The sequence below is a fragment of the Paenibacillus sp. FSL K6-1566 genome, assembly GCF_038050475.1.
Taxonomy (GTDB): domain Bacteria; phylum Bacillota; class Bacilli; order Paenibacillales; family Paenibacillaceae; genus Paenibacillus_AQ; species Paenibacillus_AQ lactis.
The window spans coordinates 1,755,786-1,779,387 of the sequence record NZ_JBBOSR010000001.1; the positions used below are offsets into that span (position 1 = coordinate 1,755,786).

The window sequence follows — 23,602 nt, forward strand, 5'->3', positions numbered from 1 at the left end:
GCGATTAACGTGTCCGTTTGCCAAGACCGCCCGTTTACGACTGTTGCTCAAGCTGTCGTAGACAGGGCGGTTATTCATGTTCTGGCGGCAAATATTCCATTGCTCTGAAAATTCCCTTGCTCGCGGGGTTTATCAGTCAGAGTTAGGCTTACTCCGCATATACACGCATATATATAGGTACGGTCGCCGCAATTGCATAAGCCTTCCGCATTGTATTGATTACGGATCCGTCAGGAGGATTTCATTTGTTTAACAACAAGGAAGCGTTCAAACAGGTCTTTACAGAGCTATTGGTAAGCCGTTTGGGAAAAGGGCTTGAAGAGGCTACAGCCGAGGATGCCTACAAAATTCTCGGCGGCATGATTCGCGAATTCGTCGGAAGCCAGTGGGCAGCTTCAAATCGGACGTACCGGGATACGAAGCAGAAGCAGGTGTATTATTTTTCGATGGAATTTCTGATCGGCCGTCTGCTGGGCGCCAATCTGCTCAATCTCGGACTGCTGGACATCGTCCGCAGCGGGCTGAAGGAGCTCGGCTGGGAGCTTGAGGAGCTTGAGGAACAGGAGCCGGATGCCGGTCTCGGCAACGGGGGGCTCGGAAGGCTGGCCGCATGCTTCCTGGACTCGCTCGCCTCGTTAAGCTATGCGGGACACGGCTGCGGCATCCGGTACCGATACGGGCTGTTCGAGCAGCGTATTATGGACGGCGAGCAGGTGGAGCTGCCCGATAATTGGCTTCGGGATGGAAACGTGTGGGAGGAGCGGCGAGCGGATAAAGCGGTGGAGATTTCCTTCTGGGGTCGTGTGGAGATTTCGGAGCGTGATGGCAAAACGGTGTTTGATACCGTGGAGGATGAGCGAATATTGGCTGTGCCGTACGATATGCCGGTGATCGGTTACGGCGAGTCGCAAGTGAATACATTGCGGCTGTGGAGCGCCGAAGCGACCGTCGATTCCGCAGCCATTCGCCTGAGCCATCAAAGCGGGTATTACCGGTATCTGGAATACGCCCGTCAGGTGGAGTCGATTTCGGAGTTTCTGTACCCGGACGATAAATCCTACGAGGGCAAGCTGCTGCGTTTGAAACAGCAATATTTTCTATGCAGTGCAGGCGTTCAGAGCATTCTTCGAACATTTGATAAGCTTGGACTTCCGTACAGGGAGCTGCCGGAGCATGCCGCCATTCACATTAACGACACACACCCTACGCTCGTAATCCCCGAGCTGATCCGAATTCTCATCGACGACAAGGGACTTGGCTGGGATGAAGCCTGGGAAGTGGCCCATCGGACGGTATCTTACACGAACCATACGCTGATGAGCGAAGCTCTCGAGAAATGGCCGGCGGGGATGGTCCGGGAATTGCTGCCCCGCATTTATATGATCATTGAGGAGATGAACAAGCGCTTCTGCGGTATGCTGCTGGCCCGATATCCCCAGCAGATGGAGCGGATATCGGAGCTGGCGATCATCGAAGGGGATCAGATCCGAATGGCAAATTTAGCGGCTTGGGGCAGCTATCATATTAACGGCGTCGCCGGGCTGCATACCGAGCTGCTGAAGACGGATGTCATGAAGCATCACTACGAGCTGTACCCCGAGCGATTCAGCAATAAGACGAACGGCATTACTCATCGGCGCTGGCTGATTCACAGCAATCCGGGACTAACGCGGCTCATCAGCTCCGCGATCGGCACGGAGTGGATCAACGATCCCTTAGCCCTGCGGGAGCTGGAAGCCTATAAGCGGGATGCCGCCTTCCAGGAACGGCTCATGCGGATTAAGCAGGACAATAAACGGCGGCTCGCGGACTTTATTGCAGCCAGGCAAGGCGTCCGGGTGGATCCGGATTCCTTGTTCGATGTTCATGTCAAGCGGCTTCACGGTTACAAGAGGCAGCTGTTAAACATTTTGAGGGTGATGCATGATTACAATGAGATGAAGGAGCGGCCGACGGTTCCTCGTGTTCCGCGTACGGTTATATTCGGAGCGAAGGCTGCGCCGGGATACGATTTGGCGAAAAGCATTATCCAGCTGATCCATGCGGTGGCCGATGTCATCAATCGGGATCCGGAGGTGAATGAGAAGCTGCGGGTGCTCTTTCTCGAAAATTATTCCGTTTCCCTTGCCGAGAAGGTCATTCCGGCTGCCGATGTCAGTGAACAAATATCGACCGCGGGGAAAGAGGCCTCCGGAACGGGGAACATGAAATTCATGATGAACGGGGCGTTGACGATTGGAACGCTGGACGGGGCCAATGTGGAGATGTACCGGATGATCGGGGAGGAGCATATGTTTCTGTTCGGGCTGCGAGCCGAGGAGGTGCTTGAGCTGTCCCGATCCGGCGGGTATTTTGCAAGAGCCTGTTATGATCAGGATGCCCGTATCGCCCGCGTGCTGGATCAACTGGCTTACCCGAGTCCCTTCAGCCGTCACGGCCGGCCATTTGGCCGCATTCTCCAGGCGCTGCTCGATCATAATGACGAATATTTCGTGCTGAAGGATTTTCATGCCTATGTCACGGCACAGGCAGCTGTTGAAAAAGCCTATGTCAATCCAAGAAGATGGGCTGAGAGCGCTATTGTCAATATCGCACATTCGGGCCGCTTCTCCAGTGACTGCACCATTGCCCGGTATGCCTCCGAGATATGGCGGGTGCTCCCAGTGAAGAAGGGATAGGACGTCCGGCTTCCGGAATGGAGCGGGATCGCACGGAGTAATAAATCTATAATCCTACGAAAAAAAGCCCCGTTACAGGATAACGGGGGGCAGCAACAGGTGCTCTATTGAATCGTTCTCATCATAGGATATGTTCGAGGTTTGAAGAATGACTAGATAGATTTACCGGTGTGGACGAAATTAAGGCCCGATTATTTCGGAATGTGCGAGACCCTATATTATAGAAGAAACCCGGCTGCAGAGGACGTTGCAGAGCTTCTGTGACCTATCCCATTCGTCTATAACTCTTTGAAATGAGGAACGTTTTGACGGTTCTTTTCTGTAAAGATTGTATTCTTGCAGCGTCTTTCGCGTTAAAAGCAGCAAGCAGGCTCGCTTTCAGAAGCGGGCCTGCTTGCTTTACTTCATATGTTGAAAGTAGCGTCCGCCAGAGGAGGTTTAATTGCACTAATCCTTCGGCAGTTCTTCGGTCGTCCCATACAATTCAAGCTCCCGTTCCGCCTGCTTGCGGTGGGCGATCCGGCTGCTGGCCGCCGCGGCAACAGCCCCGACGATATCGTCCAGGAAGGTATGGACGTCTCCGTCCGTTTTGTCGTTAAGCCGTTCAAGGACGCCGGGCTTCAGCTTGTCGATGTATCCGTAGTTCGTAAAGCCGATGCTGCCGTACACGTTAACAATGGAGAAGGCCAGAACCTCGTCTACGCCATACAGCCCTTCATCATTGGCCAGCATCTCCTGAAGGGGAGAAATAAGCTTCCCTTCCTCCGCCAGCTTGTCCAGCTGGATTCCGGTCAGCACCGCATTCTGGACCTCGCGCTTGCTTAGAACCGCGTCGACGTTCTGCATGCATTCCTCCATCGTCAAATTCGGATAATATTTCTTCTGAAGGATCATCACCAGCTCGGCGATTTCCTCCACCTTGACTCCTCGTTCCTTAAGCAGGCTTCGGGTTGCTTCCGCTACCTTTTTGCTGTTGAGACTATACGGGATGTTTGCATCCATTTCAGCCATGATGGATATCACCTCATTTTCGTAGTTTGGTAAAAGCTGCTTATAGAGGTTGTTCAAAAAGCCGTCTTTTGACTTTTTGATCTCGCGCTTAAAGACGATTGTACTTTTTAGGAACCCCTTTGTCCAGAAAGGGGAAACTGGACGGTATTTTTTTGGAAAGGGCTCGTATACATAGGAGTACAACCTGTACTAAAAATGTTAGGGGAGGAACAATACATGACCAGTAAACGTAATCTTCGCAGGCTTTCGGCCGCCGGGCTGCTTGCTGTTCCGATTATCATGTCCGGCTGCGGTCCGTTTGCGGGCAAACAGTCCGAAGCGATTGACCCGCCGCCTGCACAAGTGGAGAAGCAAATGTTGGAGAATGTGAATTCCTCGGCTGCCCAGGGTGAGATCGGCATGCAGACGACGGTATATCTTGCCGATGCCAGGGGAATGCTTGCGCCTGTGACGCTGGGCATACCGAAGGCGGAGGCCGGGAGTGAGCTAAAGGAGTCTTTGGAAGTACTCGTCAGCGGCGGACGCTATACCGGATATATTCCGCAGGGCTTCCAAGGCGTACTGCCGGCCGGAACGGTAATTAACAATGTGACCGTCGATGCGGAGAACAAAATGGCCGTTGTGGAATTCAATAAGGCATTTACCGAATACAAGCCTTCGGATGAACGGAAAATTTTGGAGGCGCTGACCTGGACGCTGACAGGGCATGAGGGTGTTGAACAGATGCAGGTATGGGTAGAGGGGACACGCTTGACCGAAATGCCGGTGAATAAAACGCCGCTGGACCGCCCGCTCTCCCGCTCGATGGGCATCAATCTGCAGAAGGCCGACGATGCGGTGTATTCCGCTTCTTCCCCGGTTACCGTATATTTCTCCTCGGTTACTCCGTCCGGGATCCAGTACTATGTCCCGGTTACAAGACTCGTGCCGAGCGGTCAAGATGCGGTAACAGCCGCGCTGAACGAGCTGATCCGCGGCCCGCAGTACGGTGACGGCCTGGCGGAGGTCATTCCGGACAATACGAAGGTAAAAACTATCGAGAAAGGGGAGGACGGTTCGGTGACCGTATCCCTTGAAGACGGCATGTTTGTCGAAGGGGATGCGGTTCCGGTTGAGCTGCTTCAAGCCGTCGTATTGACGGTATCCGAAAACGCGAACGACGCGAAGGTCAAAATCCATATGAATGATCTGGCCGAGGTCATCGGGGAAGACAGCCGCAACTACAGCGAGCCTGTAAGCGCGCCGGAATTCATTAACGAAATATCGATTTAAGAGCCGGGCATTTGCTGACGATACGGGGACTGCCTCTCGTCCAAAAAGGTGCTTTTATGCCAACACTTTGGTAGAATAGGGGATGCTAATCAGGATTGCGATATGAAGTAGGAGGCAAACAAATGAGATCTAACGGACGTAAGAGCGATGAGCTTCGCCCGATGAATTTATCAACCCATGTGAATAAATATGCGGAAGGCTCTGTGTACATCGAGATGGGGGACACCAAGGTATTGATTACCGCTACCGTGGACGAGAAGGTTCCCCCGTTCCTGAAGGGACAGGGAAAAGGCTGGGTTACGGCCGAATATTCGATGCTGCCGCGCGCAACGCAGTCCCGCAATCAGCGGGAAGCGAACCGCGGCAAGCTGAGCGGACGGACGATGGAAATTCAGCGGCTGATCGGCCGTGCGCTCCGGTCCGTTGTAAATCTGAATGCGCTTGGCGAGCGGACGATTACCCTGGATTGCGATGTTATCCAGGCGGACGGCGGAACGCGGACGACTTCCATCACGGGTGCATTCGTTGCGCTGGCCATCGCGGTCAATAAAATTGCCGAGCAGCATAAGCTTGCGGTATTCCCGATTACCGATTACCTGGCATCCGTCAGCGTCGGCATTGCGGGCGGACAGGCGCTGCTTGACCTGAACTATGAGGAAGACTCCAAGGCGAAGGTGGATATGAACCTGGTCATGACGGGCAGCGGAACATTCGTCGAGGTTCAGGGAACCGGGGAAGAGAGCCCGTTCTCCCGACAGGAGCTGGACCAAATTTTGGAGCTTGGGCAAAAAGGAATCAACGAGCTGATCGCTAGACAACAGGAAGCGCTTGGACCGATCGCGGCAAAGATTGGATCGGTGAACGCGGGAAGCGGAGTGTAAGGCGATGGCATTCGTACTAGGAGATACACTTATCGTAGCGACGCGCAATGCGGGGAAAGTGAAGGAATTCGCCCATGCATTCACAGCTTTCGGCACGGAAGTAAAAAGCATGTATGACTTTCCCGACCTGCCGGATGTCGTCGAGGACGGAGCAACGTTTGAAGAGAATGCCTTCAAGAAAGCCAAAGAGGTCGCCGAAGCGCTGGGGCTGCCCGTGCTTGCGGACGATTCCGGTTTGTGCGTCGATGCGCTCGGGGGAGCGCCCGGCGTGTACTCTGCCAGGTACGCCGGAACGCACGGCGCCGACGAGGATAACAACGCGAAGCTTCTTGCCGAGCTGGAGAAGCTGAAGCTCGGTGAGGACACGGAGCAGCCGCTGCTCAGTCCGGCCCGGTTCGTCTGCGTTCTGGTATTGTATGATCCGCAGTCGGGACGTAAGCTTACGGCTGAGGGAACGGTGGACGGCTGGATTACATCCGAGCCGGCCGGTGGGGGCGGCTTCGGCTATGATCCGCTCTTCTACCTGCCGAGCCATGAGAAGACGATGGCGGAATTGACCATGGAAGAGAAGCAGGCTATCAGCCATCGCGGCGAAGCGCTGTCGAAGCTTGTGGCCCAGCTGAAATCGGAAATGTAGGGAACGTAAGGAAACCATGCCCTGGCGAGACGGGCATGGTTCCTTTTTTTTATGCTGAAAGGCAATCGTCAGCGTATCGAGACATTGTACTCCTTAAGCCAGAAATGTACCTGTGACAGGTATGCAAACAATTGCGGGCCGGACATCAGCTGCCCGAACCAAGGAAGGTTGGACGAAGCATCCGGTGAGGATGCCAGCTCGCGGATCCGCGTCTTGTCGATAAGCGGCAGCAGCGGTGAGGAGGCATCGTCCAAAATGCGGAGCACCTGAGCCTTGACCGCCGCGAGATAGTTCGGGTTATGGGTTTTTGGATACGGACTTTTTTTCCGATAGAGCACATCGTCTGGAAGAACGCCTTCGAGCGCTTTTCGGAGAATGCCCTTTTCCCGGTTTCCGGTCGTCTTGATGCTCCACGGAATATTCCATACATATTCAATCAGCCGGTGGTCTGTATAAGGAACCCGGACTTCCAATCCAACGCCCATGCTCATCCGGTCCTTCCGATCCAGCAGCGTCGGCATGAAGCGGGTGATATTAAGGTATGACATGACCCGCATCTTCGCCTGCTCCCCGGTTTCGCCGTCCAGCTTCGGAACCTCGGCCACCGCATCCGAATAACGATCCCCGAGGTATTCCAGCGGCCGGATCCATTCCCGGATTTCGGGGGACAAGAGACTTGCCCGCATATCCGGTGCAACCGACCAAGGAAAGGTGCCGGAATTGAGCATTTCTTCCCGGTGAAACCATGGATAGCCGCCGAATATTTCATCGGCAGCCTCGCCGGATATGGCGACCGTTGCGCCTTTTTTGATCTCGCGGCAGAAGAGGAATAAGGAAGCATCGACATCCGCCATTCCCGGCAGATCACGCGTCCTTGTTGAATCATCCAGCGCCTCGACCAGCTCGGGCGTGTCAAACTCGACCCAATGATGATGGGTCCCGAGCTCCTCATGCATGCGCTTGATCCACGGTCCATCGGCGCCAGGCTGGAAGGAGTGGGACTGGAAATGCTTGCTGTTGTCGACATAATCGACGGAGTAGGTATGCACTTGTCCTTGGCCTGTTCGCCGGTAATAGTCTACGGCCAGCGACGAGAGCGCGCTGGAATCCAGCCCTCCGGAGAGCAGCGAGCAGACCGGAACATCCGATACGAGCTGGCGTTCTACCGTATCGCGGAGAAGGCCCTGCAGGTAGCTTGCCGTGCGTAGGACATCATCCTCATGGGGCTTGCTTTCCAGCTTCCAGTACGTATACTTTCGCAGCCCTTCCCGGCTAAAGATCATGGCCATGCCAGGACGAAGCTCGGAAATATCCTTGTAAACGCCATGCCCAGGCGTTCTTGCAGGGCCGATAATGAACACTTCGGCAAGCCCTTCCGCCCCGACCACCGGCTCGACCTTGGGGTGCTGCAGCAGTGCCTTCGGCTCGGAGCCGAAGATTAGCGTTCCATCGATATAACTGTAGAACAAAGGTTTAACCCCGACCCGGTCACGCGCCAGAAATACCTGTTCACGCGCGCTGTCCCAAATGGCAAACGCAAAAATACCGTTAAGGCGCTCCAGGCAGTCGGGGCCCCATTCGATATAGGAGACCAGGAGAACCTCGGTATCGCATTTGGTGCTGAAACGGTGTCCGCGTCGTATGAGATCCTCTCGAAGCTCGACTGCATTATATAATTCCCCATTGTATACAATAGCGTAGACTTCATCTTCCTGATGAATGATCATCGGCTGTGCTCCATTTTCGGGGTCGATCACGCTGAGTCGACGATGACCGAATGCGCACGGGTTGGAAATCCAGGTGCCGGATCCGTCAGGTCCGCGGTGAGCCAAACTCTCTGTCATTTTTACCAGCAGCTGCGAATCCTGCGTCAAATCGCCGTTCCATTGTATAAAACCGGTTATTCCGCACATGACGGTTCATCCTCTCTTTGTCTTTGTTGTACGCTGTCCCATCTTTTTACTCCCTTAGTCGCCAAAGTGATACCAGATATATGCCGAAGCAGGGCATAAAATGTCTGTCCTTTTACGAAAACTAAGGAACGACGGCGAATTCAAAGCGAAGGAGAGAAGCGTCCATGGACAAGTCAACCTACTATGTGTCCGTGCAAAGCCGTTCGGTTCTAACCGAACAAGGGGCGAGTCCGTACGAATGGGAGATCGAGGCTACGCCCGAAGAGGCGGATCAGGTCCGGATTGAGCTGGACATGCTGCAGGAGAAAGAAGAGGAGGCGTTTCCGGGATATGTCTTCCCTTGGCCGGATACTCCGGAGCAAAGCACAAATACTTTGTTTCAGACCTCGCTGGACAGAGTATACCGGACCATCTACCGTCTGGGCACGCCAGAAACGCGTCAACAGATGGAGGAGCTGCGGCTGCTATCCGAGCTGACTTGAAAAATATGAAGGATGCTGAGCATGGAAGCTGCGCATCCGGGTAAGGAGAATGGAACCATGTATGCAATTAGAGATGCTAAAATACGGCGAATTACGGAAGTGAACGGAGCGCCTTGCGCCGAGGTTGAGGTTTATCCGCAAGAGGAGGGAGAAAGCGCTTTGCTGGCCTATTTGACCCCATCGTCTCCTTTGGGAGGCTATGATCTGGTCAAAATCGTACGCAGCAATGCCAGCTTGGAGGTGGACTGGTATGATAACAGCATGCATGATGCTTTTGTGGATGCGACGGATGTGGCGTTCGAGAACAGCGCGGCGTCTACAGCAGAAGAAGACCGGGATGCCTTCAAGCAGCAGCTGCTCTCCACCGGACAGCTGTACGAACAGCTGAATCAACGGCTGAGCGAAGGTCCGCTTTATTTTTAGGCAAGTCACATAAAACAATAAAGCGCTTGTGTCAAAACCCTGTAAAAAGCCTGGTCCGTTTGGACCAGGCTTTTTCATGTCACATGGCCCATGTAAAGGGGAAGCTGCCGCCGTAAGCACAACCTTTCTCGGATGCCTTTGCGTTTCATTACGCAGTTCTGCAAGCGAAAGGCCGTCTGAATATAGGATGCTGGTGGAGGAGCCCATCGCTCTGGGGAATAGGGACCAATGACGGCTGTGGATTACGCAAAATTAAGAAATAGGACTTATCCTCTATTTGATAACAGGGGAATCTTGCCTATAATGTTAGATTAGTGTAAGCATGATTCTAGCATATTTGACAAGGGGAGATTGGATTTGCGCAAAACAAACAGAAATTTGACGAAGCTGCTGGGCGCGGGACTGCTCGCTTTTTCGCTCATCTTCGGACCCGTTCAGGGAGCTGTGAAGGCAGAAGGCACTGAAGGAATTAGCATACTTGAATCATCCCATGAGCTTATTAATGGCAAAATGCGCGTTACTGCCGATGTTCGCAATGGCGGTTCCGGCAAAGAGGGCGGCTTTTATGTCGTAGGTTATGACGAGAACGGCAATGCGCTGGAAGTAGCCGGCAACTCGGAATATTTCATGAGCGATGAAATCAATACATATGAAGTGGATCTAGACGGCGGGAGCAGCATCAAGCGGGTAGAAGTGCTTCCAGCCGGTCCGGCAGGCAGTGAAGCCAAGCTGCTGGCATCCGGATCGAGGACGGATAACGGAGTGGTCAAGGTAACCGGCGTCGTTCAGAATGGAACCGAGGGCCGCAATGTGGGCATGTTGGCTGTTGGATACGACGCTTCCGGTAAAGCGGTTGAGGTTACGTCGGCAGACGGCTACTTCACCGGCAGCGAGGTTTCTACCTTCGAAGTCGAGTTGAAAGCAGCCAAATTGATTAAAACGGTTAAAGTTTCCGCGATTGATCCGGTAGAGGACGCTGTGAAGCTGCTTCAAACCGGAAGCCGTCTCGAGAACGGGAAGCTGATCGTAACCGGCTCGATCCAAAACCGTAAAGAAGGCGGACGGGTTGGCGTAATCGTCGTCGGCAGCAATGGCAGCGGCAAGGTGCTGGAAGTGAACACGACCACAGGTTACCTGAGCGGCAGCGAAATCGCGAATTTTGCGGCTGAGCTGGAAGCAGGCAAAGCGGCCAGCAATATCAAGGTGTTCCTGACCGGAAGCAGCCAAACGCCGAAAATTATCGCCGAAGGCCGGATGACCGTTAACAACAAGCTTGTCGTTACAATCGGGATCGAGAACGGGGATACGTCCCAGCGCATTACCGTCAAATCGACGGCGTACGATGCGAAAGGACGCTCCTTGGGATCGGAGTCCAACTCTACGTTCTTGTCGGCTCATGAGACCACAACGCTGCGGATCGACTATGATTCCCGTGTGAAGAGCGTGAAGCTGAAATACTACGATCAATCCGGAAGAGAAATCGGCCAAATGCCGATCCGCATCAAGCTGAACGGACAGCTGCAATCTTATGCACAGGCACCTGTTATGTCCGGCGGCAGCGTGCTGGTGCCGATGCGCGCGATTTTCGAATCGCTTGACGCTTCCGTGAAATGGGATCAGAAGACGCAGACCATAACCTCCGTCAAAGGCTCCTCCCAAATCAAGCTGAAGATGGGATCAAAGCAGGCCGTGGTGAACGGAAAGAACGTTACGCTTGATTCCGCACCGCGCATGGTAAAGGGCACTACGATGGTACCGCTTCGATTTGTCGCTACGGCTCTCGGCGCTGACGTCAAGTGGGACAGCAGCGAGAAAATGGTGCACATTACAACGAAATAATAAATAAAATGAACCATGCCGGACGATTGCGGCATGGTTCTTCTTTTAGGTCAGGATTTTGCGAAATCCCCAGATAAAAGCATCAGTAGCTCGGTTCGCGGAGAACCTGAATGCCCAGGACGATATTATACACGAAGCTGCCGAAATAAATGATGCCGAACAGAATCAGGTACCCGATCACGGAACCGAAGGAGCCTGAGGTTACCGCCATATAGATGAGCGGGATGGCTGCAAGAAGCGGGAAGAGATGAGAGAAAAGGGCGCGGCGCGCATGCTTCGCTACATAAGCATCTTGGGATAGAATCCACACCAGGATCGGGAGAATAAAGGGCGCAAAGAAAATGCTGAAGTACGATAATGAGGATAGCAGCTGTCTCACGGGTACCACCTCCTGAAAGGTTGTTTGATATTACAATACCCTGCGAGCGAACGGCTGATTCCCCGAATGATTCCTTTACAAAAAAAATCTTTGAAAAATGACGAAGATGCGATATAATATATTTCGTTACTGTTTGAAAAAGAAATATACATATGTCCCAGTAGCTCAGCTGGATAGAGCAACGGCCTTCTAAGCCGTCGGTCAGGGGTTCGAATCCCTTCTGGGACGCTTTCTAAGAAATCGCCAAACGGCGATTTTTTGCGTATTCCAGAAGGTGAGAACCCCAGTTAGGGGGGCGTCGGAGCATCCGCTTCGGGAGGATGACTTCGCAGTCGGCCTGAAAGGCCGCATCCCTTCTGGGACGTAAAATAACACCGCCTTAATGGCGGTGTTTTTGCGTTCCATGAGGATGAGAACCCCAGTTAGGGGGGCGTCGGAGCATCCGCTTCGGGAGGCTGACTTCGCAGTCGGCCTGAAAGGCCGCATCCCTTCTGGGACGTAAAGATAACACCGCCTTAATGGCGGTGTTCAGAGTGTCGAGAAAGTCCAACGGACTTTTCGACACTCTATTTTTTATATGGGGAATCATATCTTTTAAAATAAAAATCGATTTAAAGCGCTCTGAGAACCCTACTTCAGTGACCGACGAGGCAATTTTAAACCCCCTGCAAAAAAACAGGGGGTTTCTCGACAGCCTGAACACCGCCTTAATGGCGGTGTTTTTGCGTTCCATGAGGATGAGAACCCCAGTTAGGGGGGCGTCGAAGCATCCGCTTCGGGAGGATGACATCGCGGCGGCCTGAAAGGCCGCATCCCTTCTGGGACGCTTTAGATGTTAAGATTAGTATATACTCGGTAGAAGGCATCTGAAGTCTGTACAACCGTGAAGGCTTGCAGGCAGGAAGCGATACGTATGAGAGGGGAAGATAACCAATGATCCATTATCCGTTCTTGCAGGAAGGGGCGACCATCGGCATACCCGCTCCGTCATCGGGCGTAGAGGCCGAATTGCATGGTTTATTGAGGCAAGCGATCAACCGGATGGAGTCGAGGGGATTCCGTACGATTGTCGGAGATACTGTCTGGACACAGGAAAAGGCTAAGTCGGCTCCTGCGCGTATTCGGGCCCAAGAGCTGAATGCAATGCTTCAGAATGAAGCGATCGATCTCATCATTCCTCCATGGGGCGGGGAGCTATTGATCGAAATCCTGGAGCATATCGAATTTGATCAAGTGAGCCCCAAGTGGATTCTTGGCTACTCGGACACGAGTGTGCTCCTATTGGCACTCACGTTGGTAAGAGGCATCGCCACTGCGCATGGCACGAATCTCATTGACCTGCGCGGGGAGCAAACTGACCCGACGACTTCACGATGGCAAACCGTGCTGTCAACGTCCAGGGGCGGATCCGTCGCCCAGCAATCTTCCGAAAGCTATCAGAAGGAATGGCAGCATGACAACCCGACTCCATGGATCTACCATTTGACGGAGCCGACGGAGTGGAAATCCGTCAACGGCGCTCCTGCCCAAATGAAGGGACGACTGCTTGGGGGCTGCATCGATGTGATCCGCCATCTGATCGGCACTCCCTACGGCGACGTGACGAGCTTCCAGCAGCAGTACATCGGAAATGAACCCATCCTCTGGTACTTCGAGAACTGCGAGCTATCCACGACCGATTTACGCAGATCGCTTGTTCAGATGAAGCTTGCCGGCTGGTTCGCGAACTGTTCCGGCATTCTGTTCGGCAGAAGCGCTGCCAATCATGCCATCGAGAATTACGAGGCGGAGGATGTATACCAAGACCTTGCCGAGGAGCTTGGCGTTCCCATCGTTTATGATATGGACTGCGGACATGTTCCACCGCAGATGACATTGATCAATGGGGCATATGCCGAGGTGGATGTAAAGGACGGCAAAGGGGTGGTCGTTCAGACGTTTCGATGAGGTTGACAGACGATAACCGCTTTGTTTAGACGGTACTGGGAATCGGGAGAATGGCTTAACCTTTTTGCGGTAGGAATCGGTTCATTTTTGCAGAAAGCTGGGGTATTATGAGATTAAGTCCTTTAGCAAGTACATAAGCGATGGAACGTTTAGTTTATATCTTGCGAAGCTTCCCCGTCTCACATCATTGCGAGTCTTATAATAGTAGAAAATGATTTTTTTCATCCTTGAGGAGGCCTTAATTTACTATGCAGCTTACGAAAATATCGCAAAACACCGCCATTCTATTGGAGCATGCCAAAAATTCAGGAATGTCATCCGCCGATCTCTTGGATGCCGTTCGTTCACGGGAGGTTGAACGGTTCGGGAGGGCTCAAACCGGCCATTTCCATTACGATGAATTGTTCTCCTACGCCGAGGAGCATGGGGAGGATCTGGAGAAGGCTGTACAGGAAGGCTACAGAATTACATTTAATACGCGGAATGGCTTGAAAATATGGCTGGAGGAAGCGTTTGGCATCAGCTCCGAATCCGACTTTCGCGTAGGCGAAGGGATCATAGATCAGCTGCAGCTGACGGAGGATCAGCTGGGCCGTTTGAAGGATACGCTCGCTGTTAATTGGACCATTCAAGAAGAACCTCTGACAGGCGGGAAGATTCAGGTTAAGCTTACGGTTAGAGGGCTGCAATAGAAGGGGAAATAGCCGTCATCCATCGGGATGGCGGCTATTTTTTGAGGACTGATTCCTGGTCCTTTAGAACCTAAAAGCCTAAGCGTTTACCAGGCAAGTTTCTAGGAAGAAGGAGAGCGGGCGGATGCTCTGCATACGATTTTACATCCGGCTTGGCGTAGGCAGCCCGAGGACGTCCAGCGCATCGCCCAGCGTCTCTTTAAACACCGAGGTCAGCCATACACGGAATTGGAGGACCTCCTCCTCCGCCTTCAGGATCGGGCATGCCGAATAAAAATTGTTAAACCATGAGCACAGCTCGTAAGTGAAGTTGCAAATGGCGCTTGGAGACAGCTCGCGTCCGGCCGTGACGAGGGTGTCCTGCCAAGTGCTGATATGTCTCAGCAAGGCGTGCTCGGCTTTTTCCATGGCAGGAAAATGTACAGGTCTTACTGGCTCCACACCGGATGCCTTCGCTTTATTCAGTACACTCAGCGCTCGTGCATAAGAATAGAGCAGGTATACTCCCGTATTGCCGGATATTTCGGTAGCCTGCTTGAGATCAAATACGACCTCGGTCTGTAGTGCAAAGCGAAGCAGGTAGTAACGGATGGAGGCGATCGCGATTTCGCGGCTGGACAGTCCGTTTTTATCCGAGCGGGTCTCCTCAATGACCTTCTCCACCTGATCGATAAGCTCCGTAATTTTAATACCGATCCCTTGACGCCCGGACATCGCGTAGGAGGCCTTGCCGTCACTCGTATCAATCCCTAGGTCAGCAGCAGCCGACGGACTGAGGGAAACGACCCCGTAACTCACATGACGGAGCTTCTCCGCTTCCTTGACGAACCCCAGGCTTTCGAGCGCCTGCTTGACCATCGCCTGCGGATATTGCTGCCTGTAATCAATAACATTGATTACCATAGAGGCTTTGCCGAACGGCTGCTGCTCGCCGTCAGCGCTTGTTGTCCACACATGCTCCGTAAATTTTTTGTAGGCAAAATCCTTGGCCAAAACCCCGTATTTCCACAAGTGGTACGCGATGTCCTTGGCCGTGTAGGTCAAAATGCCGTTGGAGCGGACAAGCACCTTATCCATGCTGTGCTCGGCCTCCGGATTTCCCGCAGCGTCTTCGCCGCCGGATTGCTTCAGCACCCAGCATCCAGCCAGCCTGCCCTCGGTTTCCTGCTGGAACAGCGGCGTATTCTTCAGCAGCTCGAATGCATAATCCCAGAAGCCCTCTCTTACGATGCTGCTCTCCCACACCAACAGATCATACTCGATGCCGAACTGCTTCATCTCCTCCAAATGCTCTTTAACGATCCGCTCCGCCACGAGGAGTCCGATCCACGCCAAGTTCTGGTGTCCTTCCTCCAGAGCGTGAAGCACTTCGGTTCGATGCTGCACGAGCGAAGGATCCTGCGTATAAGCCCGATTGGTGGCAGAGTATACATCCCAGCAATAATCCCCGAACCGGGCATGCTCTTGTGTGAGCGGAGTATGAAGAAGACCGACGACCGTATCTGCCAGCTGATTCCCCAGATCGTCGATATAGTTATGGACCTCGACTTCATAACCGAGCCTTCTCATCAATCTGACCAGCGTGTCGCCGATACAAGAATTTCGCAGATGGCCGATGTGTGCCGATTTATTCGGGTTGATGGATGTGTGTTCAATGACGATTTTTTCATCCGGGGCAGCAGGCAGCTCGAAACGCTGTCCCGCCCACGCCTCCCAGCGGATGCGGAGATTCAGAAAGCCCGGTGCCGCGACTTCTACGGAAGCTATAAGCTCGAGGAATGGCTCATGCTGATGAAGCTCCTGCTGAATCAGCCCGGCGATTTCAATGGGTGCCTTGCGCAAAACTTTGGCAAGCTGCATGGCGATGTTGGTCGCATAATCTCCATGCTCCATGCTCGCAGGCTGCTCGATACGGACCTGCACGGAATCCGGCAGCTTCGTGCCGAAGCTTTGGCACACCTTGCTTACGGCTTGTTCCAGGCTTTCAATGATAAAGTGACTTAACATAATGGTGAAATCCCCCTTTTAACAGTGACAACCATGTCTGAAAAAATAAAAAAGTCCGCGTCTCCTAAGAGACGAGGACTTATGCTCGCGGTACCACTCTTGTTGTCAACCCCCGAAATTGGAAGGCTGACCCCTTTGCTACGATAACGGTGTAAGCCGGGTCACCCTACTGAAAGTTTCGGATAACCGTCTCCTGGGCCCGTTTCACTGGCGGCTTCGTACCGGTTCCCACCTGTCCCGGCTCGCTTGGACTGAAGCGCGTGCAGCTACTCTCCCAATCACAGAACATCAAAATGATCGAGTTTTCCATATTATAACCAATCTGCTTCGAAAAGCAATACGATTTTTATTTCACCGCAACCAGCAGCGCGCCGACAGCAATCAGAGCAACGCCGGCTGCGTTGATCCAGGAAATTTTTTCACCCAGAAAAACAAAAGCAAGAATGACCGCCATCACGACGCTCAATTTATCGATCGGCCCTACCTGCGATACTTTGCCGTACTTCAGTGCCAGGAAGTAGAACAGCCATGATAAGGCACCGGCAATTCCGCTGAGCACGATGAAGCTGAGCGCCTTTTTCTGCGTTAGAATGTCGCCGAGCTGCGAGAATTTTCCCTGAACCGCTATGACCCCGAGCAAGAACAAAGCCATGATGACTGATCGTATAGCGGTTGCGGAATTCGCGTCGATGTTCTGCAGGCCGATCTTGCCGAAGATGGCCACGAGCGCAGCGGCTACGGCAGACAGCAGCGCGTATATAAGCCACAAAGGCATACGCATCCTCCTCTTTTATGTATGTAGCTTGGCATCACTTTCGAATCCGACAGGGATTCTTTTTTTATAGTATAGGGTTATTGGGAAAAAGCCATTATTTTTTAATTTGGGTATCCCATGGAACGCAAAAAGGATCCCAAGGAACGCAAAAACACCGCCCTAAGGCGGTGTTATTTTTACGTCCCAGAAGGGATTCGAACCCCTGACCGACGGCTTAGAAGGCCGTTGCTCTATCCAGCTGAGCTACTGGGACACATTTTTTTCAAGCAAAAAATATATTATCATATGCTCTGGAATATTTCAACTATATATTTTTGAGAATAGAAGATTTTTGATGCGATTAGATTATGACTAGGCAATCCGGGGTTATATTGATAAAATACGGTTGCTCTTTACTTGATCGGTGATCCCGATCCCTCTAAGTAAGAGAAGGAACCCATGGAACCCGCGCTTTTTTAATCTTGGCGGTACATATGCTATAATCAACGAATATTAAAAACAGGACTAGAAAGGAGGTGTCCTTATCAAGGACTCTTACTCCCCCGAACAAGAGGATAAGAACATCATCCTGTTTCCGAAGACGCTGGATTATTATCAGATTCAGCTAACGGTTATGCTCGAGAATGAACGGTACGGCGAAGCGATGGAGGTGCTGCGGTTTCTGCTGCAATGCAGCGGACAGAATGAGCGGAACTATGAGGAATGGCGGGCCCTTCTGGAATGGCTGGAGGCAGCCTTCCCCGAAGCAGCCGTGCCCCGTGAGAATGATGCCGATACCGAGGAGATCGACGATCCGGACGAAGCGGAAATGACCCGCCAGATGGTTAACGATAAGGTAGCACAGGATGCAGGATATGCGGATAAACTTCTCGCTTCGGTCATGAACGGACCTTTGACCGAGCAGACGATCCTTGCGCTTGAACAGCTGGCCTATCTGGACCGTCCGGAAATCGATGCGGCTCTAGCGGATTGGCTTAGCGAGACCCCGCTTCATCCTCTGCTCCAATTCCGCGTGCTGCAGACGCTGCGCAGACGTGGCATGGAAGGGAGCGTAACGCTTAAGAGAGGACAGGAGGCCGTCGAAATCGAGATTGACTCGGTACCGCTCGATCCATCGGAATTCCCGCCTGCAATAACGAAAATATTGGAACGCGTTGCCGATCAGACAGAGGTTCACGAGCCGACGCTGTTTTATTTCGCTCAGGAATTATGGTCGCAGTTCATTATGGCCATTTACGGAACCTTGGATTACGAGTCCATGCTCGACGAGGATGAGTCTACGCTCGATATTTGGGCCGCAGCATTGCACGACATCGTGTCGGAGAGTTTAAAAGGGTTCCGGAATGAGGACGAAATCCGGCCGTTGTACGGAATTACGGACACCATGCGTTTTCGCTATGAGGGAGCATACCGTTCGTTAAAGCAATTCGTAGCTGCCGGGGCGGAGGAATAGGCAGAGATGGAAAACGTTTACGGTATCGCTCCATAAGGGTACGCCCTTGAAAAAGCATGTAATGTTGTTTATACTATAGTGGTTATTCGGTACGTGATAGATTATTGCGCCGACCACGTGAACTATTTTGGAGGGGAAAGCATAAATGAAAGCAACTTGGGAAAAAATAGAGAAGAACCTTGGCGTTCTTGACGTTGAGGTTGATGCGGATCGCGTTGCGGCCGCCCTCGACAAAGCTTTTAATAAAGTAGCGAAACAAGTAAATGTACCTGGATTCCGTAAAGGTAAAGTACCGCGCCCGATCTTTGAAGCTCGTTACGGCGTAGAGAGCTTGTATCAGGATGCAATCGACATTCTGCTCCCTGAAGTATACAGCGAAGCTGTTGAGCAAGCGGATATTTTCCCGGTAGATCGTCCAGAAGTAGAAATCGAGCAGTTCGCTAAAGGCGAAACCTTCAAATTCAAAGCAAAAGTAACCGTGAAGCCAGAAGTTAAGCTTGGCGATTACAAAGGACTTGAAGTTGCTGCTGTAACAGCTGAGGTTTCGGATGAGGAGCTGAACCAAGAGCTTGAGCGCCTGCAACAGCGTCATGCTGAGCTGGCTGTCATCGATGAAGGTTCGGCTGAATCCGGCGACATCGTCGTGATCGATTTCGACGGTTCCGTGGACGGCGTTCCTTTCGAAGGCGGACAAGCCGAGCGTTATTCCCTGGAGCTTGGAAGCAACACCTTCATCCCAGGCTTTGAAGATCAAGTGATCGGCATGGCTACGGGTGACTTCAAAGACGTGGAAGTGACATTCCCTGAAACCTACCACGCGGAAGAGCTGGCCGGCAAACAAGCAGTCTTCAAAGTGAAAGTGCATGAAATCAAGCGCAAGCAGCTTCCTGAGCTGGACGACGAGTTCGCTAAAGACGTAAGCGAGTTCGATACGCTTGATGAGTACAAGGAAGATCTGAAGAAGCAGCTTCTGGCCCGCAAAGAGCAGGAAGCTCAAGGCGTCCGCGAGAATGAAGTTGTTGAAAAAGCGGCAGCTAACGCCGAAATCGATATTCCGGAAGCGATGATTCAATCCGAAGTTCAGAACATGATGCGCGATTTCGACAACCGTCTTCGCCAGCAAGGCATGAACCTCGAGATGTTCCTCAGCTTCTCCGGCCAAACCAATGCGGATTTGGAAGGTCAGATGAAGGACGATGCCGAGAAGCGCGTTCGCAACAACCTTGTGCTTGAAGCGATTGCGAAAGAAGAGAAGCTTGAAGTTTCCGAAGAGGAAATCAACAAGGAACTGGACAATATGGCTGAAACGTACAAGCGTTCCGCCGAAGAAATCCGCAGCATCCTGGCTGCCAACGGTTCCCTTGACAGCCTTAGCGAAGAGCTGCTTCTCCGCAAGACGATTGATTTCTTGCTGGAAAACAGCGTAGAAGGCGCTCCAGTGGAGAAGAAGGAAGAAGCTGCAGAAACTGCGACTGAAGAATAATAAGAACAGGCGGCTGCCGAAGCTGCCGTTACATGAGATAGGGCACGTACTTTATGCGTGCCTTATTTTTACCTAAGAATAGCCAATTTTCAACTAAATGTGACATGAATTGGTTATTTTTTCGACATACATAATGAGACAAGTTGGCTGGATATATTTCTAGCGAAGTTCATAGAATGTAATCAGGGTTAAAAAATGACATTGCGCTTTGAACATGTTAGAATAACTTTTGTAACGCATAAGTAAATTTTCAAGGAAATGAGGTTGGTCGCATGAGTCTTGTACCTATGGTGGTGGAGCAAACCAGTCGAGGCGAAAGATCCTACGATATCTACTCAAGATTACTGAAGGATCGCATTATATTCCTCAGCAATGCGATCGATGACGATGTAGCCAATCTCGTCATTGCCCAGCTGCTCTTCTTGGCTGCGGAAGATCCGGAGAAAGACATCTCTCTGTACATCAATTCTCCTGGCGGTTCGGTGACGGCCGGGATGGGTATATATGATACGATGCAGTTGATTAAGCCTGATGTGTCCACTATTTGCGTCGGCATGGCCGCCAGCATGGGCTCGCTGCTGCTCACCGCCGGAGCGCCCGGCAAACGGTATGCGCTTGAGAACAGCGAAGTCATGATCCATCAGCCGCTTGGCGGAATTCAAGGTCAGGCATCCGATATCCAAATCCATGCAGATTGGATCATCAAGACCAGACAGAAACTTAACCAAATCTATGTGGAGCGCACGGGTCAGCCCCTTGAAAAAATCGAACGCGATACAGACCGTGACTTTTTTATGAGCGCGGAGGAAGCGAAGGCGTACGGTATTATTGACGAAGTTCTGTCTTCACCGACCAAATCATAAGGGGTGGTTATTGCATGTTTAAATTTAACGACGACAAAGGGCAGCTGAAATGCTCCTTCTGCGGCAAATCGCAGGAGCAGGTTCGCAAGCTGGTTGCGGGGCCCGGTGTTTATATATGTGACGAGTGCATTGACTTGTGCTCGGAAATCGTAGAGGAAGAACTCGGCCATGAGGAAGAAGTGGATTTGAAGGATATTCCGAAGCCGCGTGAAATTCGGGATATTCTTGACCAATACGTCATCGGACAGGACCAAGCGAAGAAGTCCTTATCGGTTGCCGTATATAACCACTACAAACGGATCAATACGCAAAACAAGATTGATGACGTTGAATTGCAGAAGAGTAACATTTTGCTGCTGGGACCTACAGGTTCAGGTAAAACATTGCTTGCGCAAACGATGGCTAAAATCTTGAACGTTCCGTTTGCCATTGCCGATGCCACCTCGTTGACGGAGGCCGGTTACGTGGGCGAGGATGTCGAGAACATCCTGCTCAAGCTGATCCAAGCCGCCGACTATGACGTGGAGAAAGCGGAACGCGGCATTATCTATATTGATGAAATTGATAAAGTGGCCCGCAAATCCGAGAATCCGTCCATCACTCGTGACGTTTCCGGCGAAGGGGTTCAGCAGGCGCTTCTGAAAATTCTGGAGGGAACGGTCGCTTCCGTTCCGCCGCAAGGTGGGCGCAAGCACCCGCACCAGGAGTTTATTCAGATCGATACAACCAACATTCTGTTCATTTGCGGCGGCGCATTTGACGGGTTGGAGCAGTACATCAAACGCCGGATCGGCAAGAAGGTCATCGGCTTCAACGCTTCCGCTGAAGGCCAGAAAGATCTGAAGCCAGGCGAATATTTGACGATGGTGCTGCCTGAGGACCTGCTCAAGTTCGGTCTCATTCCGGAATTTGTCGGCCGTCTGCCGGTTGTTTCCACATTGGAACCACTGGATGAGGCGACGCTGGTACGGATTCTGTCCGAGCCGAAGAATGCCCTCACCAAACAGTACCAGAAGCTGCTTGAGCTTGATAATGTCAATCTCAAGTTCGAACGCGGCGCTCTCGAAGCCATTGCCCAGGAGGCAATCAAGCGCAATACGGGCGCGCGCGGACTGCGCTCCATCATTGAAGGCATCATGCTGGATGTAATGTATGAAGTGCCGTCCAGAGACGATATCAAGGATTGCGTCATCACCGAACAGGTCGTTCGTGACAGAGTGATCCCTGAGCTGATGCAAGGCAAGGGAACGGAAGATGACAAGAAACAGGAAGAAAGCGCCTGAGGCGTTCTAACGCTGCGGACGTGATATAAATTTACGCTGATCCTCTCCACTTCCAGTTATGGCCATGAGCCTAGGCTGGAGTGGAGCTTTGGCGTTATACGGGAGAGATCGTACCATGTTTTTGAGACAAGACACACGGCCCGTTAAGGTGGGGAACCTCACCATAGGGGGAAATAACCAAGTCATTATTCAAAGCATGTGCACCACCAAAACAGCGGATGTCGAGGCGACCGTCGCGGAAATTTTGCGTCTGGAGGAAGCCGGATGCCAAATCGTCCGGGTAACGGTCAACAATGAGGAAGCCGCCGCTGCCATTAAGGAAATCAAGAAACGCATTCATATCCCGCTTGTTGCGGATATTCATTTCAACTATAAGCTTGCCCTTCTCGCCATAGAGAACGGCATCGATAAAGTCCGGATTAATCCCGGCAACATCGGAAAACGCGAGAAGGTCGAAGCGGTCGTAAAAGCGTGCAAGGAGAAAGGCATTCCGATCCGGATCGGCGTAAACGCCGGCTCGCTGGAGAATCATCTTCTTGAAAAATACGGCTATCCGACGCCGGAAGCGATGGTGGAGAGCGCCCTGTACCATATCGGTATTCTGGAGGAGCTCGATTTTCATGACATCATCGTATCCTTGAAGGCATCGGATGTTCCGATGGCTATTGCGGCGTATACGAAGGCTGCCGAGGTGATTCCTTACCCGCTTCACCTGGGCATTACGGAAGCCGGTACGCTGTTCTCCGGAACGGTGAAAAGCGCGGCCGGACTCGGTGCGCTCCTGTCGATGGGCATCGGCAACACGATGCGGATTTCGCTCAGCGCCGATCCGGTAGAGGAGATTAAAGTCGGACGCGAGCTTCTCAAAACGTTCGGATTGATTTCCGATATGGCAACGCTCGTATCCTGCCCGACGTGCGGACGTCTCGATATCGATTTGTTCTCCATTGCCAATGAGGTCGAGGAGTATATCTCGAAACTGAGAGTGCCGATCAAGGTATCCGTTCTTGGCTGTGCCGTGAACGGACCGGGTGAAGCGAGAGAGGCCGACATTGGAATTGCCGGCGCTCGCGGAGAGGGACTGCTGTTCCGTTACGGCGAAATGATTCGCAAGGTTCCGGAAGCCACGATGGTGGAGGAGCTGAAGAAAGAGATCGATAACATTGTGAAGGTGTACGAGGAGACAGGCGAAATCCCTGGCCGCAAGCATAAGTCCACGGTCTGAGCTTGATGGTATGCAATGTCAGTCACACATGGCCTTGGCATCGGTGGTTGCGATGTAACTAGAAGCCACATACCGTACGCTAAGCATTGTGTCGTGATTCCAAACACCATGCAGGAGCTCCATACATCTTTGCTTGGTAATTCAATAGCGTTTGCCTTAAGCGGCAGCCTCTGATTCAGGAGGCTGCCGCTTTTTGTTATTCTTCATCGGGATCGTCCTCGGATTCAGCCGAATTGCGTTCCGTGGACTCAAGTTGGGGGAACGACACTTCTGGTGAGCCACGAGTCAATGCAAGTACTGGGAGAACGTGAGAGCCGTCGCAAAGTGACACGATTGCAGAAAAGGAGCAAGTAGGTCCC

The 23,602-nt window shown here is 52.3% G+C and carries 20 protein-coding genes, 2 tRNA genes and 1 other annotated feature; of the genes, 15 read left to right on the forward strand and 7 right to left on the reverse strand.

Annotated elements, in window-relative coordinates; all coding sequences use genetic code 11:
• Window positions 1-245 precede the first annotated feature (245 nt).
• Window positions 246-2,678, forward strand: a complete 2,433-nt coding sequence (locus NST08_RS07440) for a glycogen/starch/alpha-glucan phosphorylase (protein WP_341034105.1) — start codon at window positions 246-248, stop codon at window positions 2,676-2,678.
• Between the two features lie 447 nt (window positions 2,679-3,125).
• Here NST08_RS07440 and NST08_RS07445 read toward each other — a convergent pair whose 3' ends face one another.
• Window positions 3,126-3,689 (reverse strand): phosphatidylglycerophosphatase A family protein, encoded by a 564-nt coding sequence (locus NST08_RS07445; protein WP_007130766.1) that lies wholly within the window; start codon window positions 3,687-3,689, stop codon window positions 3,126-3,128.
• A gap of 216 nt (window positions 3,690-3,905) precedes the next feature.
• Here NST08_RS07445 and NST08_RS07450 point away from each other — a divergent pair, with 216 nt between their 5' ends.
• The 3 genes from NST08_RS07450 (at window position 3,906) to NST08_RS07460 (ending at window position 6,479) form a co-directional block, all read left to right on the forward strand.
• On the forward strand, window positions 3,906-4,961 hold the full coding sequence (locus NST08_RS07450; RefSeq protein ID WP_341034104.1) for a GerMN domain-containing protein: 1,056 nt from the start codon (window positions 3,906-3,908) through the stop codon (window positions 4,959-4,961).
• A 122-nt stretch (window positions 4,962-5,083) separates the two neighbouring features.
• Window positions 5,084-5,842 carry a ribonuclease PH gene (gene rph / locus NST08_RS07455; RefSeq protein ID WP_007130764.1) on the forward strand — a complete coding sequence of 253 codons (759 nt, stop codon included), beginning with the start codon at window positions 5,084-5,086 and terminating at the stop codon, window positions 5,840-5,842.
• Window positions 5,843-5,846: 4 nt separating this feature from the next.
• Window positions 5,847-6,479, forward strand: coding sequence for an XTP/dITP diphosphatase (locus NST08_RS07460; protein ID WP_341341656.1), 633 nt, complete (start codon window positions 5,847-5,849; stop codon window positions 6,477-6,479).
• A 68-nt stretch (window positions 6,480-6,547) separates the two neighbouring features.
• Here NST08_RS07460 and asnB read toward each other — a convergent pair whose 3' ends face one another.
• Window positions 6,548-8,392 (reverse strand): asparagine synthase (glutamine-hydrolyzing), encoded by a 1,845-nt coding sequence (asnB, locus tag NST08_RS07465; RefSeq protein ID WP_341341657.1) that lies wholly within the window; start codon window positions 8,390-8,392, stop codon window positions 6,548-6,550.
• Between the two features lie 164 nt (window positions 8,393-8,556).
• Between asnB and NST08_RS07470 the strand changes: the two genes are divergently transcribed.
• The 3 genes from NST08_RS07470 to NST08_RS07480 all read left to right on the forward strand — a co-directional run bounded on the left by NST08_RS07470 (window position 8,557) and on the right by NST08_RS07480 (window position 11,136).
• Window positions 8,557-8,874: a hypothetical protein gene (locus NST08_RS07470; protein WP_007130761.1), complete on the forward strand. Its 318-nt coding sequence runs from the start codon at window positions 8,557-8,559 to the stop codon at window positions 8,872-8,874.
• A gap of 57 nt (window positions 8,875-8,931) precedes the next feature.
• Window positions 8,932-9,297 (forward strand): hypothetical protein, encoded by a 366-nt coding sequence (locus NST08_RS07475; protein WP_007130760.1) that lies wholly within the window; start codon window positions 8,932-8,934, stop codon window positions 9,295-9,297.
• Window positions 9,298-9,654: 357 nt separating this feature from the next.
• Entirely contained in the window at window positions 9,655-11,136 is a 1,482-nt protein-coding gene (locus NST08_RS07480; RefSeq protein ID WP_007130759.1) for a stalk domain-containing protein, read from the forward strand.
• A gap of 82 nt (window positions 11,137-11,218) precedes the next feature.
• Here NST08_RS07480 and NST08_RS07485 read toward each other — a convergent pair whose 3' ends face one another.
• On the reverse strand, window positions 11,219-11,515 hold the full coding sequence (locus NST08_RS07485) for a DUF4870 domain-containing protein (protein ID WP_007130758.1): 297 nt from the start codon (window positions 11,513-11,515) through the stop codon (window positions 11,219-11,221).
• 154 nt (window positions 11,516-11,669) lie between these two features.
• On the opposite strand from NST08_RS07485, the gene NST08_RS07490 reads away from it, so the two are divergent.
• Window positions 11,670-11,743 (forward strand) — tRNA-Arg (locus NST08_RS07490).
• A gap of 151 nt (window positions 11,744-11,894) precedes the next feature.
• On the opposite strand, the gene NST08_RS07495 is transcribed toward NST08_RS07490, so the two are convergent.
• Complete coding sequence (locus NST08_RS07495; protein ID WP_341341658.1) at window positions 11,895-12,248, reverse strand: hypothetical protein; 354 nt, start codon at window positions 12,246-12,248, stop codon at window positions 11,895-11,897.
• Between the two features lie 200 nt (window positions 12,249-12,448).
• On the opposite strand from NST08_RS07495, the gene NST08_RS07500 reads away from it, so the two are divergent.
• Window positions 12,449-13,462, forward strand: a complete 1,014-nt coding sequence (locus NST08_RS07500; RefSeq protein WP_341341659.1) for a S66 family peptidase — start codon at window positions 12,449-12,451, stop codon at window positions 13,460-13,462.
• A 248-nt stretch (window positions 13,463-13,710) separates the two neighbouring features.
• Window positions 13,711-14,154 (forward strand): hypothetical protein, encoded by a 444-nt coding sequence (locus tag NST08_RS07505; protein WP_341341660.1) that lies wholly within the window; start codon window positions 13,711-13,713, stop codon window positions 14,152-14,154.
• A 141-nt stretch (window positions 14,155-14,295) separates the two neighbouring features.
• Here the strand turns inward: NST08_RS07505 and NST08_RS07510 are convergent, their stop codons facing one another.
• The 3 genes from NST08_RS07510 to NST08_RS07520 form a co-directional block, all read right to left on the reverse strand.
• Window positions 14,296-16,161 carry an arginine--tRNA ligase gene (locus NST08_RS07510; protein WP_341341661.1) on the reverse strand — a complete coding sequence of 622 codons (1,866 nt, stop codon included), beginning with the start codon at window positions 16,159-16,161 and terminating at the stop codon, window positions 14,296-14,298.
• A 64-nt stretch (window positions 16,162-16,225) separates the two neighbouring features.
• Window positions 16,226-16,452, reverse strand: a binding site (T-box leader).
• Window positions 16,453-16,507: 55 nt separating this feature from the next.
• Window positions 16,508-16,936, reverse strand: coding sequence for an EamA family transporter (locus tag NST08_RS07515; protein ID WP_007130754.1), 429 nt, complete (start codon window positions 16,934-16,936; stop codon window positions 16,508-16,510).
• Between the two features lie 179 nt (window positions 16,937-17,115).
• Window positions 17,116-17,189, reverse strand: a tRNA-Arg gene (locus tag NST08_RS07520).
• Between the two features lie 360 nt (window positions 17,190-17,549).
• Here NST08_RS07520 and NST08_RS07525 point away from each other — a divergent pair.
• The 5 genes from NST08_RS07525 (at window position 17,550) to ispG (ending at window position 23,243) form a co-directional block, all read left to right on the forward strand.
• A complete protein-coding gene (locus tag NST08_RS07525) occupies window positions 17,550-18,389 on the forward strand; it encodes a hypothetical protein (RefSeq protein ID WP_213616078.1) in 840 nt (279 codons plus the stop codon).
• A 145-nt stretch (window positions 18,390-18,534) separates the two neighbouring features.
• Window positions 18,535-19,872: a trigger factor gene (tig, locus tag NST08_RS07530; protein WP_007130752.1), complete on the forward strand. Its 1,338-nt coding sequence runs from the start codon at window positions 18,535-18,537 to the stop codon at window positions 19,870-19,872.
• A gap of 272 nt (window positions 19,873-20,144) precedes the next feature.
• Window positions 20,145-20,735 (forward strand): ATP-dependent Clp endopeptidase proteolytic subunit ClpP, encoded by a 591-nt coding sequence (gene clpP / locus NST08_RS07535; protein WP_007130751.1) that lies wholly within the window; start codon window positions 20,145-20,147, stop codon window positions 20,733-20,735.
• A 14-nt stretch (window positions 20,736-20,749) separates the two neighbouring features.
• Entirely contained in the window at window positions 20,750-22,018 is a 1,269-nt protein-coding gene (gene clpX, locus NST08_RS07540) for an ATP-dependent protease ATP-binding subunit ClpX (protein ID WP_007130750.1), read from the forward strand.
• Between the two features lie 115 nt (window positions 22,019-22,133).
• Complete coding sequence (gene ispG / locus NST08_RS07545) at window positions 22,134-23,243, forward strand: flavodoxin-dependent (E)-4-hydroxy-3-methylbut-2-enyl-diphosphate synthase (protein WP_007130749.1); 1,110 nt, start codon at window positions 22,134-22,136, stop codon at window positions 23,241-23,243.
• The last annotated feature ends 359 nt before the right edge of the window (window positions 23,244-23,602 follow it).

Excerpts from the sequence above, each read along its gene's own strand:
- NST08_RS07505 (WP_341341660.1), top strand. The coding sequence starts at position 13,711 with ATGCAGCTTACGAAAATATCGCAAAACACCGCCATTCTATTGGAGCAT.
- NST08_RS07500 (WP_341341659.1), top strand. The coding sequence starts at position 12,449 with ATGATCCATTATCCGTTCTTGCAGGAAGGGGCGACCATCGGCATACCC.
- rph (WP_007130764.1), top strand. The coding sequence starts at position 5,084 with ATGAGATCTAACGGACGTAAGAGCGATGAGCTTCGCCCGATGAATTTA.
- clpP (WP_007130751.1), top strand. The coding sequence starts at position 20,145 with ATGAGTCTTGTACCTATGGTGGTGGAGCAAACCAGTCGAGGCGAAAGA.
- NST08_RS07525 (WP_213616078.1), top strand. The coding sequence starts at position 17,550 with ATGCTCGAGAATGAACGGTACGGCGAAGCGATGGAGGTGCTGCGGTTT.
- NST08_RS07445 (WP_007130766.1), bottom strand. The coding sequence starts at position 3,689 with ATGGCTGAAATGGATGCAAACATCCCGTATAGTCTCAACAGCAAAAAG.
- ispG (WP_007130749.1), top strand. The coding sequence starts at position 22,134 with ATGTTTTTGAGACAAGACACACGGCCCGTTAAGGTGGGGAACCTCACC.
- NST08_RS07475 (WP_007130760.1), top strand. The coding sequence starts at position 8,932 with ATGTATGCAATTAGAGATGCTAAAATACGGCGAATTACGGAAGTGAAC.
- tig (WP_007130752.1), top strand. The coding sequence starts at position 18,535 with ATGAAAGCAACTTGGGAAAAAATAGAGAAGAACCTTGGCGTTCTTGAC.
- NST08_RS07510 (WP_341341661.1), bottom strand. The coding sequence starts at position 16,161 with ATGTTAAGTCACTTTATCATTGAAAGCCTGGAACAAGCCGTAAGCAAG.
- NST08_RS07515 (WP_007130754.1), bottom strand. The coding sequence starts at position 16,936 with ATGCCTTTGTGGCTTATATACGCGCTGCTGTCTGCCGTAGCCGCTGCG.
- asnB (WP_341341657.1), bottom strand. The coding sequence starts at position 8,392 with ATGTGCGGAATAACCGGTTTTATACAATGGAACGGCGATTTGACGCAG.
- clpX (WP_007130750.1), top strand. The coding sequence starts at position 20,750 with ATGTTTAAATTTAACGACGACAAAGGGCAGCTGAAATGCTCCTTCTGC.
- NST08_RS07460 (WP_341341656.1), top strand. The coding sequence starts at position 5,847 with ATGGCATTCGTACTAGGAGATACACTTATCGTAGCGACGCGCAATGCG.
- NST08_RS07450 (WP_341034104.1), top strand. The coding sequence starts at position 3,906 with ATGACCAGTAAACGTAATCTTCGCAGGCTTTCGGCCGCCGGGCTGCTT.
- NST08_RS07495 (WP_341341658.1), bottom strand. The coding sequence starts at position 12,248 with ATGGAACGCAAAAACACCGCCATTAAGGCGGTGTTCAGGCTGTCGAGA.
- NST08_RS07470 (WP_007130761.1), top strand. The coding sequence starts at position 8,557 with ATGGACAAGTCAACCTACTATGTGTCCGTGCAAAGCCGTTCGGTTCTA.